The sequence below is a fragment of the Erythrobacter sp. CCH5-A1 genome (assembly GCF_001557115.1).
Taxonomy (GTDB): domain Bacteria; phylum Pseudomonadota; class Alphaproteobacteria; order Sphingomonadales; family Sphingomonadaceae; genus Erythrobacter.
In genome coordinates this window covers 1-13,272 of the sequence record NZ_LSKQ01000034.1, presented here as the reverse complement: position 1 = coordinate 13,272, position 13,272 = coordinate 1, and the positions used below count along the sequence as shown (strand labels likewise).

Below are 13,272 nucleotides of genomic sequence, written 5' to 3'. Positions count from 1 at the left end.
ACCCCCTTCCGCCACCTGCAATTCTTCCCCGACATGGCCCCGGTGTGGGACTGGATGCGCCTCCAGCTCGAAGGGATGGACGCCGCCGAGACCATGAACCTGTTCGGCTACACCGGCCTCGGCACGCTGGCGCTGTCGCGGCATGGCAAGGTCACCCATGTCGATGCCTCGAAGAAGTCGGTCGCCCAGGCGCGCGAGAACGCCGCCCTGTCCGGCATGGAGGCCCGTCCCATCCGCTGGCTGACCGACGACGCGGCCAAATTCACCGCGCGCGAGGTGCGCCGCGGGCGGCGCTATGACGGGATCATCCTCGATCCCCCCAAGTTCGGCCGCGGGCCCGATGGCGAGGTGTGGCGGCTGGAGGAGCATTTGCCCGGCCTCGTCGCCAACTGCGCGCGGCTGCTCGACAGCCAGAGCCGGTTCCTGTTCCTCACCGTCTACGCCGTGCGCATGAGCAGCCTTGCGATTGCGGGGCTGCTGGACGAGGCGCTCGGCCACCTGCCGGGGGTGATCGAACACGGCGAGCTTGCGGTTCAGGAAGAAGGCGGTCGGCTGCTGCCGACGGCGATTTTCGCGCGGTGGAGCAACCTCTGACTTTCCCACCCCTAACCCCTCCCGCAAGCGGGAGGGGAACGTCTTCACCCCTACCGCTTGCGGGAGGGGCCGGGGGTGGGCCTGCGGGCGCTGACCGCAACACTGGACTTACCGCCCCCATCCTGCCAACGGGCCCCGCAATGACCGATAGCCTTACCCTCGAAGTCAACGATCTCGTCGTCGATGTCCTCACCGGCATTTATTCCGAGGAGACCGGCAAGCCCCAGCCGCTGCGCATCTCGATCGCGGCGCGCTACAAGGTGGCGGACCGCTACGATCCCGATACGCCTCTGGAAGCGTCCAAGAACTACATGGATCTGAAGTTCGCCGCCTCCGAGGGCCTGCCCAAGGGCGTGCACTTCAAGCTGATCGAGGCGGTCGCGGATCACATCTGCGAGACCCTGTTCGTGGGCGATGCCAAGGTCGAGGCGGTGACGGTCAAGATCGTCAAGCTCGCCATCGCCGAGGCGGACGAGCAGATCGGCATCACCCTCCACCGCCAGCGCCGCGCGGATCACGGCTGAGGCGATGCAGCGGCAGCTCGACGTCACTCTGCTGCCGGATGGCGCGATCGATGCGCAGACCGCCTTCATGGCGCTGCACCTCGAGGCTGCGCGCGCCTTGCTGGCCGATCCCGATACCACCGCGCTCGCTATCGTCCTCCCGGCTGCCGCGCACGATCACCGCGACTGGCGCCTCGCGCTGGCCCGCGATCTGGCGCGCGAGGCGGCTCCCAAGCGCGCCAATATTGTCTCCGGTCACCGTGGCGAGGCGCTCGAAGCGACCTTGCGCTTTTTGGCAGATGCGCCCGGGGTGACAGGGCAGTATCTGGTATGCCATGAATGATCCCGTGTCGCACCTAGAGCCCCGCAAACCCGACCTGATCCTCGTCGGCGAGCGCCAGCGCCCGCTGGTCGACGGCTTCATGCGCCGCATCACCTATCTGCGCCTCTCGGTCACCGACCGCTGCGACCTCAGGTGTTCCTACTGCATGCCCGAGCGCATGACCTTCCTCCCCAAGAAGGAGGTCTTGAGCCTCGAGGAGCTCTATGACCTCGCCACCGGCTTCATCGCGCGGGGCGTCACCAAGATCCGCATCACCGGGGGCGAGCCGCTGGTGCGGCGCGACATCATCGATCTGTTCACCGCGCTCGGGCGCCGCATCGGGCATGATCTGGACGAACTGACCCTCACCACCAACGGCACGCAGCTTGCCCAGCACGCCGAAGCCTTGGCGAGGGCAGGGGTCAGGCGGGTCAACGTCTCGCTCGACACGCTCGACCGCGCGCGGTTTGCCGAGCTCACCCGCCGCGACAGCCTGACGCAGGTGCTCGACGGGATCGCCGCGGCCAAGGCGGCGGGGCTCAAGGTCAAGCTCAACGCGGTGGCGCTGAAGGGCGTCAACGAGCACGAACTGCCCGATCTCATCGCCTGGGGCCACGCCGAGGGCCATGACGTCACCCTGATCGAGGTGATGCCCTTGGGGGATGTCGAGGAGGAGCGGCTCGACCAGTATCTCCCGCTCGATACCGTGCGCGCCCGGCTGGCGCAGCGCTGGACGCTCACCGACAGCGATCACCGCACGGGCGGGCCCTCGACCTATGTCGACATTGCCGAGACCGGCGGCAGGCTCGGCTTCATCACCCCGCACACCGGCAATTTCTGTTCGGGCTGCAACCGCCTGCGCGTCACCGCGACCGGCCAGCTCTACCCCTGCCTCGGCGGCGGCGAGCGGGTGGATCTGCGCGCGGCGCTGCGGTCGGACGATCCCGATGCGCAGCTCGCCGCCGCGCTTGACGAGGCGCTCAGGATCAAGCCCGAGAAGCACCATTTCCGCATGGACGAGCGCGGCGCCGCCCCGGCGCTGGCGCGGCACATGTCGATGACGGGCGGCTGAGCGCATGGCGACCGTCATCCCGCTCGGCAGGCTCGCGGACCTCGCCGGAGCGCCCACGCTGGCGCTGCCATTGCCGCTCTCGGCGGAGCTCGACTGGGCAGGGCTCAAGGCCGCGCTCCCGCCGCAGCTCGCCGAAGCGCTTGACGATCCGCGCATCCGTGTCGCGATCAACGGCGCGCTGGTGCCCAACAAGACCCGGATGCAGGCCAATGCGGGGGACGAGATCGCGCTGCTCCCGCCGGTGTCGGGGGGCTGATGCGCGACATCCGCCTGCTCGACCGGATGTTCATTCCGGGCACCCTGATCGGCCCCTTCACCAATGCCAACCCCGGGCTCGGGGGCGTGTGCACCTTCGTGGGCGAGGTGCGCAGCGATCAGGGCGTCGAGGCGCTGGAGCTCACCCATTACGAGCCGCTCACGCTGCCCGGCATGCACGAGCTGGCCGATGCTGCCTTCGCGCGCTTCGCCCTGATGGGCCTCCTGATGGTCCACCGCGTCGGGCTGATGCGCCCGGGCGAGCCGATCGTGTGCGTCTCGGCCGCCGCGCTCCACCGCCGCGATGCGATCGATGCGGTCGATTTCTGCATGGACCACCTCAAAAGCGCCGCGTGGTTCTGGAAGCGCGAGAAGCGCGGCGGCGAGTGGCACTGGATCGAGCCGCGCACGCAGGACCACGAGGATCTCGCCCGCTGGCAGGGGTGATTTGATTCCGGTCAAAGCAGGGGCTGGCCGCGCCGGGTAATCCCGTTCCGACAACGGAAAGGATCACCCCATGAGCCACATCGTCCACGACCTTCTCGCCAGCGGCGACGCGCGGATCGTCGAAGCGCCCGAAGCCGCGCCCGTCCGCCACCAGGTCGAAGCCGACCGCAATTTCGGCCTCCCCACCGCGCTCTACGGAGCGACCGTGGGGGGTTATCTCGGGTTCCTGCTGGTGGTCGGCAGCGCCTTTGCCAATCCCGTGCTGGCGATCCCGATGGCGATCTTCGTCGTATTCATCATCGCCGGCTTCGGCGTCCCCGCGATCTGGACGCGGCTGGCCGGCAACACCTCCGCGCCCCAGACCCTTGGCGAGTTCGAGGCGAAGGGCATCCAGACCGCGACCGGCCGCCTCGCGGCGAAGGACGCCAGCATTCAGGTGCTGATCTTGCCGGTGCTGCTGGTGGTCTGGGGCTGTGCGGTGGCCGTGATCGCCGCGGTGGTGCGCTGACCTGACACGCTCCCCCCTCGGGGCGGCGGCACCTCTCCCCCGCGGCCGCCCCGACCTTTGCCCCGGCTCGCGCAAGCGCCGGGGCATTTTCGTTTCCGGCAGAGGGGCGCAACGAGGTTACGCAGCAAAGGTGCGTAACCTTTTCGGCGGCTCCGAGAGAATTCTTATCGCCCCGAAATGTCCTGGAGCATCCCCGCATCGAGCAGCGCGATGCCGCGCTTCCCCTCGCGCTTGATCGCGCCCATGTCTTCCAGTTCGCCCAGCTTGCGGCTGACCGTCTCGATGGTGAGGCCGAGCATGTTGGCGATCTCGCCGCGGGTCAGGGGAAGCTCGAAATGGGCGGCGAGGTGGCACGAGCTTTCGCTCGCCGCGGCCGCGAAATCGTGGAGCAGCGCGGCGAGCCGCGCCTCGGCGCTGGCATGGCCGGTGAGTTCGAGCAGATTGCGCGTTGCCAGCAGGTCCGCCTGACTGCGCCGCAGCAGCGCGCGGGCCAGCGCAGGGTAGTCCTCGATCGCGCGTTCTATGTCCGCGCGCGCGAAGGTGCAAAGCCGGCTCTCGGTCAGCGCGACGACATCGTGATGCGCGAAAGGCGCGAACAATTCCCCGATGAAGCCTGCCGGGTGAACGAGCGCGAGGATCTGCTCGTTGCCGTCGACATCAATCGCCGAGACCTTCAGGGCGCCGGTCAGCAGCGTCGCACAGGCCGCTTCCTCGTCACCGGCGGCAAACAGCATCTCGCCTCGCTTCAGCGTCCGGGTCCGGCCCGCGGCGGCCATGGCGTCGCGCTCCTCCGGGGTGAGCACCGCGCAGGCGGCGGTCTCCTTCACCGGGCAGGTGGCGCAGGCAAGGTTCATGATTCCATCACTCTCCAAAGCCGGGCAATCGTCTCGTCCTCGCGGGCGAGGGTGGCGGCGACTTCGGCCTGCGTCGCAGCGAGCGCCGGATCGGGGTTCGCTGCGCCCGCGGCCTCCGCGGCGAGCCTGTCGAGCGCGGCGAGCGCGATGGCAGTCTTGCCGCGGAGGGTGTCGAGTTCGGCGAGCACGGTCAGCGCTGCTGCGTAGGAGCTGCTCTCGGCGGACTGGCCGGCGGCCGCACGGGCAAGCGCGTCCGCCTCGCGCGAGCGTGCGGCAAAGGCGCTGTCGGCGCTCGCGGCAGCGGCGCGCAGTTCCGCGAGGCGCGCGGCCGGGGTCGCGGGGCGAATCGGTGCGGGCGGGGGCGCGGGAGTAGCGGGGGCCACGCCGCTCTCGAACGGGCGCATCGCCAGCGAGGGATAATCGCCCTGCGCGCCCGCACAGGCGCAAAGCCCGGCGGCGAAAACGGCGATAACGGCGGAATTTGTCAGATGTGCGCGCATAAAGATCCCATGTCCTGTTACCATGACACCTCGCGCTGGCAAAGTGTCCTGACGCATCGGCAGATCCGACTTTTTGGTGCTGTTCGGCGTTGAAGGGCCGTTGACTTGCGCGCCCCTTTCCCCTAACGGCACGCATCCTTTACGGGGCTGCATTTGCGCAAGCCCCGCATTGCCGTTCGGTTTTTGTGGCGCAAGCACCTTGGCCGGACACTGCACAGACAAGAGAGTTTAGAGCCATGTTCGCTGTAGTGCGCACGGGCGGCAAGCAGTATCGGGTTGCCGCCGGAGACAAGATTGCCGTTGAAAAGCTCGCAGGCGAAGCCGGCGACACGATCACGCTGGGCGATGTCCTGCTGGCCGGTGAAGGCGAGACCCTCGCCGATGCCAAGGCGGTGACCGTCTCGGCCGAGATCATCGCCCAGGCCAAGAGCGAGAAGGTGGTCGTCTTCAAGAAGCGCCGCCGCCACAACTATCGCCGCAAGAACGGCCACCGCCAGCAGATGACCCTGCTGCGCATCACCGCCGTGGGCGCTGCCGAAGCCGCGAAGCCGAAGAAGGCCGCCGCCAAGAAGACCAAGACCGAAGACGCCCCCGCGGCGGAATCGGCCGAATAAGGAGCGTTTGAACCATGGCACACAAGAAAGCAGGCGGTTCGTCGCGCAACGGTCGTGATTCGGCCGGTCGTCGCCTTGGCGTCAAGAAGTTCGGCGGTCAGGAAGTGATCGGCGGCAACATCATCATCCGTCAGCGCGGCACCCGCGTGTACCCGGGCGTGAACGTGGGCATGGGCAAGGACCACACCCTCTACGCGCTCGATGCCGGTGTGGTGCGATTCCACTCGGGCAAGCTCGGCCGCAAATACGTCAGCGTAGACGCGATGGCCGAAGCCGCCGAATAAGCGGGCGATTCGCGAAAGGGATCGTCCGGCAAGGATGGTCCCGGGGGGTGCAAGACCCGCCAAGTGAGGGAGACAGGACCATCCTCGAACCGAGGGGGTCCGTCTCCCTTTTTCGTTCTCCCTCACCATCGCAGCGAGACTTCGAAAGTTTCGCGGCCATGAAATTGTCATGCGCTCACCCTAGGGGCGGGCGCGGGGCGAGGAAGGGAGAACTCGTGTTCCATCGCAGCGAAAGACTGTTCCTGAGACCCGCTTTCCCCGAGGATTGCGGAGCCGTCCTGGCCGGCATCGGCGAGGAGGCGATCGTGCGCAATCTGGCGCGCGCGCCGTGGCCCTATACGCTGGACGACGCGCAGCGCTTCGCCGCCCTGCCGCAGGACATGCGCCTGCCGCATTTCCTCGTCACGCTCCCCGGCACCGGCGTGATCGGCTCGGCCGGAATGGGCGAGCATGAGGGCGAGCCCGAATTGGGCTACTGGATCGCGCGCGAGCACTGGGGCCGCGGCTATGCCACCGAAGCGGCGGGCGCGGTGCTCCGTATCGCGCGGGCGCTCGGGCATCGGCGCATCCTTGCGGGGCACTTCACCGACAATCCGGCTTCGGGCAAGGTGTTGAGGAAGCTCGGTTTCATCCCCACCGGGCGGCCCGGCCAGCGCTTCAGCGCAGGCCGGGGGTGTGCGGTCGATTCGGTCGAGTATGCGCTCGATCTGGAGGCCGACATGGACCCCGCCCCGCTCGCCCACGCCGCCTGAAGGGGCGCTTGTTCGCAGCCGCAAAAGGGCTTAGGGCAAGGCCAATATGGTCGTGCGCAAGAGGTTAACTCCCGAAGAATCCCGCAGCACCGCGCTTGAAGCCGCGCGTGCGCTGCTGATCGAGACGGGGCCGCAATCGGTGACGCTGAAGGCGGTTTCGGCCCGCATCGGGCGCACGCACGCGAACCTCCTGCACCACTTCGGCTCGGCCTCTGGCCTCCAGCGCGCGCTCGCGGAGCATCTCGCGCGCACGGTGTGCGAGACGATCCTGCAGGCGGTCCATGCCAGCCGCGCCGGGCTGGGCTCGGCGCGCGAGGTAGTCGATCTCGCCTTCGACGCCTCCGACCGCGAGGGCGCGGGCGCGCTCACCAGCTGGATGCTGCTGACGGGGAACGAGGACGCGCTCGACCCGATCATCTCGGTGATCCACGACCTGCTCGACGAGCTCACCCCCACCGAACCGCCCGAGCATATCGCCGAGCGGCGGCTGCACCGCGAAACGCTGTCGCTGGTGCTGATGGCGCTGGGCGATGCGCTGATCGGGGCGGCGCTGGCGAAGTCGCTCGGCCTGCCGCGCGATGCCGCGCGCGAGCGGGCGACGGCGATGCTCGAGGCAAGCCTCGCCGAGCACCAGACGGCCTAGTCTGCGGCGCCGAGCACTCCGGCGCGCTGCCATTCGGGCAGGGCGGCGGGATCGAGGTTTTCGACGCGCAGGTGATCGACCGCGAGGCCGAGCTCGGGATAGGCCGCTTGCCTGCGCGCCTCGTCCGATGCGCCGAGCGGCACCACCACCAGCCGGCGGTTCACCTTCTGGCGCCAGTTCATCCGCGCGGTATTCTCCTGCCCGACGTAACAACCCTTGGTGAAGCTGACACCATTGAGCTCGACCGCGTTGGTCTCGAGCCACAGGATGTCGCCCATCTCCGCGCGGCCTTCCGGCACGCCCAGCGACAGGCGATGGGCGAGCCATGCGGCGTCCGCGCTCTCCCCTTCGGATGGGCCGAGCCAGCGGTGGCCGAGTTCGGGGAGGCGCGGGTCGGAGGGGGGCCCTCGCTGCGCTTCAGGGGCCCAGTGGACGGCAAGGCTCTCGTCGCGGGCAATGGCGATCTTGCGGCGCAGGCGGTACATCGACAGGCGCTTCGCCAGCTCGTCCGCATGCACGGCCTCGCAATCGAGCAAAAGATCCGCGCCGTCACGCCACACCAGAAAATCGAACAGGTGCTTGCCCTGCGCGGACAGCAGCGCGGCGTAGCAGGGGAGTGGACCGGTCACGTCATTGGTGACGAGGCCTTGCAGGAAGGCGGCGGCATCCTCGGCCGGCTCGAGCGGCGAGAGGCGCACGATCGCGCGGGCAGTCAGCAGGGCTCTACTCATGCGTGACAGATAGGATCGCACATGGCTAAGGGGAAGCCATGAGCGAACGCCTGACCATCCGCCGCCCCGACGACTGGCACCTCCATTTCCGTGATGGCGACATCATGCGCGAGGTGGTGCCCTATACCGCGCGCCAGTTCGCCCGGGCGATCGTGATGCCCAACCTCACCCCGCCGGTGACGACCACCGCGCTGGCCGCCGCCTACCGCGACCGCATCCGCGCGGCGGTGCCGGAGGGCGTGGCATTCGAGCCGTTGATGACCTGCTACCTCACCGACACCACCGACGCCGACGACCTCGCGCGCGGGGCTGCGACAGGCGTCTTCACCGCGGCCAAGATGTATCCGGCGAATGCCACGACCAATTCGGCGGCGGGCGTGACCGATGTCGAGAACCTCTACCCCGTCCTCGCGCGGATGGAGGCCGAGGACATCGTGCTGTGCATCCACGGCGAGGTGACCGACCACGCCATCGACGTGTTCGACCGCGAGAAAGAGTTCATCGAGCGGCACTTGCGCGCGATTGTTGCGAACTTCCCGAAGCTGCGGGTGGTGTTCGAGCACATCACCACCTCGGATGCGGTGGACTTCGTCAACGTGGCCGGCCCGAACGTTGCCGCCACGATCACCCCGCAGCACTTGCACATCAACCGCAATGCGATGCTGGTGGGCGGGATCCAGCCGCACAATTACTGCTTGCCCGTCGCCAAGCGCGAGAGCCACCGGCTGGCGCTGCGCAAGGCTGCGACGGGGGGCTCGCCCAAATTCTTCCTCGGCACTGATTCGGCCCCGCATTTGCGCAAGGCCAAGGAAACCGCCTGCGGCTGCGCAGGCATCTTCGGCGCGCCCTTCGCGCTCGAGAGTTATCTCACAGTGTTCGATGAAGAGGGCGCGCTCGGCAATTTCGAGGGCTTCGCCTCGCTCCACGGCCCGAATTTCTACAAGTTGCCGGTCAACGCGGAGACGGTGACGCTGGAACGCGCCGAAGTGGCGGTGCCCGCGTGCCTGCATGTCACCGGCGAGGAGATCGTCCCCTGGCACGGCGGGCAGACTCTCGGCTGGAAATTCGTGGGTTAAGCCGCGCTCTTGCGCTTCGCCCACAGGTCCCAAACGAAAATCCCGACCGCGATCCAGATCAGCACGAAGCTCCCCAGTTTCTCGGGCGCGAGCGGCTGGTGGAACACGAAGAGGCCGAGGAAGAAGACGATCGTCGGCGAGAGATACTGGATGAAACCGAGTGTCGAATAGTCCATCCGCCGCGCGGCGATGGCGAACAGCAGCAGCGGCACCGCGGTGACCACGCCCGAAAAGACGATCAGCGCGCTCATCCACGGGTCTTGCCCGAAGGAGGAGCCTTGCGGGCTCAGCGCATACCATGCGGCGATGCCGCCCGCGATCGGCAGCAGGATCGCGCTCTCGATGGTGAGGCCGGGAAGCGAGCCCACGGCAACCTGTTTGCGCACAAGGCCATAGACGCCGAAGCTGAAGCCGAGGCTGAGGCTGATCCACAGGCTCGTCAGCGTCTCCGCGCCGGTCGCCAGCAAGGCCACCGCAAGCGCGGCGATGGCGACCGCGAGCCACTGGCGCCGGGACAGCCGCTCGCCCAGCACCAGCGTGCCGAGCAGGACGTTCAAGAGCGGGTTCAGGTAATAGCCGATGCTCGTCGCATAGACCTCGCCTGCCATGATTGCCCAGATGTAGACGAACCAGTTGATCCCGATCAGGACAGAGCTCGCCAGAAGCGCGAGGAGGCTCTTCGGGCTGGTCAGCGCAGCCAGCAACTCCGGGAACTGGCGGCGCCAGGCGACGATCGCGAGGCACAGCGGCAGCGTCCAGATGATCCGCCAGCCGACGAATTCGAAGGCCGGAACGCTTTTCACCAGCACCAGATAGAGCGGCAGGAAGCCCCAGATCAGGTAGGCCCCGAGTGCAGGCGCCAATCCTGATGCAAGGGGCCCTGAGGCGATGGGGCCGGCGGCCTTCGGGGCAGGTGCGGGGGTGGTCATGGTCCGGCGGCGTTAGGGGTGGGGCTGGGCTTTCGCAAGCGGCGCGGGTGGCTGAACAGCGGCTTTCTCCCGCGCAGGCGATTCGTTCAGACAGGGCGGGTTATACATGAACGAAATCGCCCTTGCGGTCGCTCCCACCAAGCGGCCGCCGGCGCGCGGGGCACCTTCGCTCCCGTGCGGAAAGCGCCTCCGGAGCCCGTGGCTCCGGGGGCGTTTTCACGGGCGGGGGAAGGCCAAATTAACCATCCGCATGCGAAGAGGCGGGGATGCGCCGCGCGTTCATCCCCTTGGGCTTGCTTGCCCTTCTTGCCGCCTGCGGGCCGGGCGAGGACGAGGCTGCGCGCGATGCGGCGCTGATTGCGACCGACCCGGTGATCGCCCGCGCCTTGCGCGATCCGCTGATGAGCGACCCCGATCTTGCCAGCCGCAACGAGGCGGCCGCCGCGATCGGCTTTGCCGACAGCGCCGCGCTGCCGGTGCTGACCGGGTCGAGCGAGGCCGCCGCTTCGGCGCGCGAGGCGATGCGGATCGAATTGCTGGAGAGCGGCCCGCTCCCCGATCTGCCGCCTGCCAGCGAGGCGGCGGGGCCTGCATTGCTCGGGCCGATGTCGGGGCCGCAGGAGCTGCTCGCCGCGGTGGGTGCGCCCGGCAGCTGCGCCGCGGGGCTGAAGGAAGACTTCGCGCTCGCCGCCGGCCTCCCGCCCGCCGCCGCGCTCCCGCCGCGCGCGATGGTGGTGCAGGCCGGGGGGAGCGAGGTCAAGGGCTGTGCCTTGCGGATCATCCGCTATCTCACCCCCGCCGCACCCGAGGACGTGCTGCAATACCACCACGTCCGCGCCGCGCGCGCCGGGCTTGCCCCGACCCGCCACGCCGCGCCCGGCGACAGCATCGCGGCCCGCGGCAAGGGGGCCGAGCGGCTGGTGGTGAGCCTCAGGAAGGCGGCCAATGGCCTGACCGGCGTGACGCTGGTCCATCGCGCCCCGAACAAGGCCCCGAATTAGGTCCGCAGCCCCACCATGATCGTCGCGCGCGGCTGGTCCATCTCGGTGCTGGCGACCGGATAGGCGCTGTTGTCGGCGGCGTAATAGGCCGCGGGGCGGTGGTTGCCCGAAAGGCCGATCCCGCCGAACGGGGCTTTGGAGGAGGCGCCGTTGGTGGGGGCGTTCCAGTTGATGATCCCGGCGCGGATATTGGCCCAGAAGCGCCCGTAATCCTCAGGACTGCCGCCGATCAGCGAGGCCGAAAGGCCGAAGCGGGTGTTGTTCGCCTCGGCGATGGCGGTGTCGAGGTCGGGGACGCGGATCACCTGGAGCAGCGGCCCGAACAGCTCGATATCGGGGCGCTCGGGCACGTCGGTGACGTCGATAATGCCGGGGCTGAGGAACGGGAGGTCAGGCAGCGAGCGGCGCATGTGCAGCAGCGCGCGTCCGCCGCCCGTCACCAGCGCGACGAAGCTTTCCATCATCCGCTCGGCGGTGTCGTTGTCGATCACGGGGCCCATGAAGGGCTGCGGCTCGCCCAGCGGATCGCCGACCATCAGCTTCCTCGCGAGCGGAACGAGCTCGGCCATCAGCGCCTCGTAGACGCTTTCCTTGACGATCAGCCGCCGCGCCGCGGTGCAGCGCTGGCCGGCGGTGGCAAAGGCGCTCTGGACGATGATCGCGGCGGCATCGGCGAGCTTGGGGGTGTCGGTGACGACGACCGGATTGTTGCCGCCCATCTCGAGCGCGACGAGCTTGCCCGGGTTGGCGGCGAGCTTGCGGTTGATGGCGATCCCCGTCTGCGCCGAGCCGGTGAACAGCACGCCGTCGATCCCCGGATGGACGACCAGCGCCTTGCCTTCATCGGGCCCGCCGATCACGCACTGGATGACGTCTTCGGGCACGCCCGCGCGGTGGAATGCGGCGACCAGCGCCTCGCCGACGGCCGGGGTCTTTTCGGAGGGCTTGAACACCACCGCATTGCCCGCGATCAGCGCGGGCACGATGTGGCCGCAGGGGATATGCGCGGGGAAGTTGAAGGGGCCGAGCACCGCCATCACCCCGTGGGGCTTGTGGCGCAGCGCCGCGCTCGATCCGACGCCGGCATCGAGCTTCTTCTTGCCGGTGCGCTCGGCATAGGCCTGGACCGAGATGTCGACCTTGGCGACCACCGCGTCCACTTCATTGCGCGCTTCCCACAGGGGCTTGCCCGCCTCGCGCGCGATCAGATCGGCGAAGATGTCGGCATCGCGGCGCACGGTGTTGGCGAAGGCGCGTAGCACTTCGATCCGGTCGATCAGCGAGCGCGCGGCCCACGGGGCCCAGGCGCGGCGCGCGGCCGAGACCGCCGCGTCCACGTCGGTGAAGGGGCCGCGCCACAATTCCTCGCCGCTGGCCGGTTCGTGGGAAATGAGGATGTTGTCGGTCACGCTAGCGATATTCGCCTGTTCTATTCTGCTCCCGTGCGGATGCGCGCATGTATAGCTAACGGGTCTGAAAAGATAGGGGTGAGCCCGTTACGCATGTCCCGCAGGTTCGGGCGCAGCGCCGTGGGCTTCGCCCATGCGGCGCAGGGCGGCGATCTTGGCGTGGAGCGGGGCCCAATCGTCGCTCTGGTCGATCGCCGCCCAAAGCGCCTCGACCTCCTCGATCAGCAGCGATTGCGGCGCATCGTCGGCCCAGTAGGGGTGGTCCGAGCCGACGGGTTCGTAGCCAGCCAGCGCCGCGCCGAGCGCGCCTGACGCGCCGCCGCGCCCACCACGATGGGCGAAGAAGAAGGCATCGGGCTGCAGCGCACCGTCGCGCATTGCGGCCTCGCAGGCGGCGACGAGCTGTGTGTCGGCCTCCACCCCTTGGCTGACGACGCCCAGCCGCCAGCACCAGCGCCGCGCGACCGCCGCCATGTAAAGCGGCCCGAAGCGCTCCAGTGCGGCGACCAGCGGCGCCGTCTCGGCATGGAGGCGCAGCGCCACCGCCAGCTGCCCGCAATTCCAGTGCAGCGCCTCGGGCTGGCGGCCGAAGGCATAGAGCCCGGCGTGATCGAAATAGGCGGCGGTGAAGCCCGGCTCCCACGCGGGCAGCCAGCGCCACGGACCGTAATCGAAGCTCTCGCCGGTGATGTTCATGTTGTCGGTGTTGAGCACCCCGTGGACAAAGCCTGCGACCATGTAGCTTGCGCCGAGGTCTGCCATGCGTTCGACGACCGCG

Annotated in this window: 19 protein-coding genes; 13 read left to right on the top strand and 6 right to left on the bottom strand. The window is 68.6% G+C overall.

The genetic code is table 11. The annotated features are described in order from the left end of the window. The 7 genes from AX708_RS01855 to AX708_RS01825 form a co-directional block, all read left to right on the top strand. A partial coding sequence (locus AX708_RS01855; protein WP_067489400.1) for a class I SAM-dependent methyltransferase occupies positions 1-594 on the top strand: 594 nt, incomplete at its 5' end. 140 nt (positions 595-734) lie between these two features. After that, complete coding sequence (locus tag AX708_RS01850; protein ID WP_066532321.1) at positions 735-1,118, top strand: dihydroneopterin aldolase; 384 nt, start codon at positions 735-737, stop codon at positions 1,116-1,118. A 4-nt stretch (positions 1,119-1,122) separates the two neighbouring features. Further along, positions 1,123-1,440, top strand: coding sequence for a Rossmann fold domain-containing protein (locus AX708_RS01845; RefSeq protein ID WP_066532324.1), 318 nt, complete (start codon positions 1,123-1,125; stop codon positions 1,438-1,440). 4 nt (positions 1,441-1,444) lie between these two features. Further along, entirely contained in the window at positions 1,445-2,491 is a 1,047-nt protein-coding gene (gene moaA, locus AX708_RS01840) for a GTP 3',8-cyclase MoaA (RefSeq protein WP_369815579.1), read from the top strand. Positions 2,492-2,495: 4 nt separating this feature from the next. Further along, complete coding sequence (locus AX708_RS01835) at positions 2,496-2,747, top strand: MoaD/ThiS family protein (protein ID WP_066532335.1); 252 nt, start codon at positions 2,496-2,498, stop codon at positions 2,745-2,747. After that, entirely contained in the window at positions 2,747-3,193 is a 447-nt protein-coding gene (locus AX708_RS01830) for a molybdenum cofactor biosynthesis protein MoaE (RefSeq protein WP_066532336.1), read from the top strand. The genes AX708_RS01835 and AX708_RS01830 overlap by 1 nt, the downstream gene beginning before the upstream one ends. Before the next feature lie 70 nt (positions 3,194-3,263). Then, complete coding sequence (locus AX708_RS01825; RefSeq protein WP_066532337.1) at positions 3,264-3,701, top strand: hypothetical protein; 438 nt, start codon at positions 3,264-3,266, stop codon at positions 3,699-3,701. 164 nt (positions 3,702-3,865) lie between these two features. Here the strand turns inward: AX708_RS01825 and AX708_RS01820 are convergent, their stop codons facing one another. After that, positions 3,866-4,555, bottom strand: coding sequence for a Crp/Fnr family transcriptional regulator (locus tag AX708_RS01820; RefSeq protein WP_066532339.1), 690 nt, complete (start codon positions 4,553-4,555; stop codon positions 3,866-3,868). Further along, positions 4,552-5,055 (bottom strand): hypothetical protein, encoded by a 504-nt coding sequence (locus AX708_RS01815; protein ID WP_066532341.1) that lies wholly within the window; start codon positions 5,053-5,055, stop codon positions 4,552-4,554. The genes AX708_RS01820 and AX708_RS01815 overlap by 4 nt, the downstream gene beginning before the upstream one ends. A gap of 236 nt (positions 5,056-5,291) precedes the next feature. Here AX708_RS01815 and rplU point away from each other — a divergent pair, with 236 nt between their 5' ends. The 4 genes from rplU (at position 5,292) to AX708_RS01795 (ending at position 7,348) form a co-directional block, all read left to right on the top strand. After that, the gene (gene rplU / locus AX708_RS01810) at positions 5,292-5,669 is read left to right on the top strand and encodes a 50S ribosomal protein L21 (protein WP_066532344.1); all 378 of its coding nucleotides are present in this window, start codon (positions 5,292-5,294) and stop codon (positions 5,667-5,669) included. A gap of 14 nt (positions 5,670-5,683) precedes the next feature. Beyond that, positions 5,684-5,953 carry a 50S ribosomal protein L27 gene (gene rpmA / locus AX708_RS01805; RefSeq protein ID WP_066532346.1) on the top strand — a complete coding sequence of 90 codons (270 nt, stop codon included), beginning with the start codon at positions 5,684-5,686 and terminating at the stop codon, positions 5,951-5,953. A gap of 215 nt (positions 5,954-6,168) precedes the next feature. Next, positions 6,169-6,705, top strand: coding sequence for a GNAT family N-acetyltransferase (locus AX708_RS01800; protein ID WP_066532349.1), 537 nt, complete (start codon positions 6,169-6,171; stop codon positions 6,703-6,705). 46 nt (positions 6,706-6,751) lie between these two features. Beyond that, complete coding sequence (locus AX708_RS01795) at positions 6,752-7,348, top strand: TetR/AcrR family transcriptional regulator (protein ID WP_067489397.1); 597 nt, start codon at positions 6,752-6,754, stop codon at positions 7,346-7,348. On the opposite strand, the gene AX708_RS01790 is transcribed toward AX708_RS01795, so the two are convergent. After that, positions 7,345-8,079: a folate-binding protein YgfZ gene (locus tag AX708_RS01790; RefSeq protein WP_156443496.1), complete on the bottom strand. Its 735-nt coding sequence runs from the start codon at positions 8,077-8,079 to the stop codon at positions 7,345-7,347. The genes AX708_RS01795 and AX708_RS01790 overlap by 4 nt on opposite strands. A 38-nt stretch (positions 8,080-8,117) precedes the next feature. Here AX708_RS01790 and pyrC point away from each other — a divergent pair, with 38 nt between their 5' ends. Then, positions 8,118-9,155: a dihydroorotase gene (gene pyrC, locus AX708_RS01785; protein WP_066532354.1), complete on the top strand. Its 1,038-nt coding sequence runs from the start codon at positions 8,118-8,120 to the stop codon at positions 9,153-9,155. Here pyrC and rarD read toward each other — a convergent pair. Continuing rightward, positions 9,152-10,084, bottom strand: a complete 933-nt coding sequence (gene rarD / locus AX708_RS01780) for an EamA family transporter RarD (RefSeq protein WP_082745698.1) — start codon at positions 10,082-10,084, stop codon at positions 9,152-9,154. The two genes, pyrC and rarD, sit on opposite strands and share 4 nt — an antisense overlap. Positions 10,085-10,350: 266 nt before the next feature. On the opposite strand from rarD, the gene AX708_RS01775 reads away from it, so the two are divergent. After that, positions 10,351-11,085, top strand: coding sequence for a hypothetical protein (locus AX708_RS01775; RefSeq protein WP_066532356.1), 735 nt, complete (start codon positions 10,351-10,353; stop codon positions 11,083-11,085). Here the strand turns inward: AX708_RS01775 and astD are convergent. Together astD and AX708_RS01765 are read right to left on the bottom strand one after the other, a co-directional pair. After that, positions 11,082-12,494 (bottom strand): succinylglutamate-semialdehyde dehydrogenase, encoded by a 1,413-nt coding sequence (gene astD / locus AX708_RS01770; protein WP_066532358.1) that lies wholly within the window; start codon positions 12,492-12,494, stop codon positions 11,082-11,084. The two genes, AX708_RS01775 and astD, sit on opposite strands and share 4 nt — an antisense overlap. Before the next feature lie 87 nt (positions 12,495-12,581). Continuing rightward, on the bottom strand, positions 12,582-13,272 hold a 691-nt coding region (locus tag AX708_RS01765), incomplete at its 5' end, for a protein adenylyltransferase SelO family protein (protein ID WP_197426329.1).

Excerpts from the sequence above, each read along its gene's own strand:
- AX708_RS01850 (WP_066532321.1), top strand. The coding sequence starts at position 735 with ATGACCGATAGCCTTACCCTCGAAGTCAACGATCTCGTCGTCGATGTC.
- AX708_RS01845 (WP_066532324.1), top strand. The coding sequence starts at position 1,123 with ATGCAGCGGCAGCTCGACGTCACTCTGCTGCCGGATGGCGCGATCGAT.
- AX708_RS01835 (WP_066532335.1), top strand. The coding sequence starts at position 2,496 with ATGGCGACCGTCATCCCGCTCGGCAGGCTCGCGGACCTCGCCGGAGCG.
- AX708_RS01830 (WP_066532336.1), top strand. The coding sequence starts at position 2,747 with ATGCGCGACATCCGCCTGCTCGACCGGATGTTCATTCCGGGCACCCTG.
- AX708_RS01825 (WP_066532337.1), top strand. The coding sequence starts at position 3,264 with ATGAGCCACATCGTCCACGACCTTCTCGCCAGCGGCGACGCGCGGATC.
- AX708_RS01820 (WP_066532339.1), bottom strand. The coding sequence starts at position 4,555 with ATGAACCTTGCCTGCGCCACCTGCCCGGTGAAGGAGACCGCCGCCTGC.
- AX708_RS01815 (WP_066532341.1), bottom strand. The coding sequence starts at position 5,055 with ATGCGCGCACATCTGACAAATTCCGCCGTTATCGCCGTTTTCGCCGCC.
- rplU (WP_066532344.1), top strand. The coding sequence starts at position 5,292 with ATGTTCGCTGTAGTGCGCACGGGCGGCAAGCAGTATCGGGTTGCCGCC.
- rpmA (WP_066532346.1), top strand. The coding sequence starts at position 5,684 with ATGGCACACAAGAAAGCAGGCGGTTCGTCGCGCAACGGTCGTGATTCG.
- AX708_RS01795 (WP_067489397.1), top strand. The coding sequence starts at position 6,752 with ATGGTCGTGCGCAAGAGGTTAACTCCCGAAGAATCCCGCAGCACCGCG.
- AX708_RS01790 (WP_156443496.1), bottom strand. The coding sequence starts at position 8,079 with ATGAGTAGAGCCCTGCTGACTGCCCGCGCGATCGTGCGCCTCTCGCCG.
- pyrC (WP_066532354.1), top strand. The coding sequence starts at position 8,118 with ATGAGCGAACGCCTGACCATCCGCCGCCCCGACGACTGGCACCTCCAT.
- rarD (WP_082745698.1), bottom strand. The coding sequence starts at position 10,084 with ATGACCACCCCCGCACCTGCCCCGAAGGCCGCCGGCCCCATCGCCTCA.
- AX708_RS01775 (WP_066532356.1), top strand. The coding sequence starts at position 10,351 with ATGCGCCGCGCGTTCATCCCCTTGGGCTTGCTTGCCCTTCTTGCCGCC.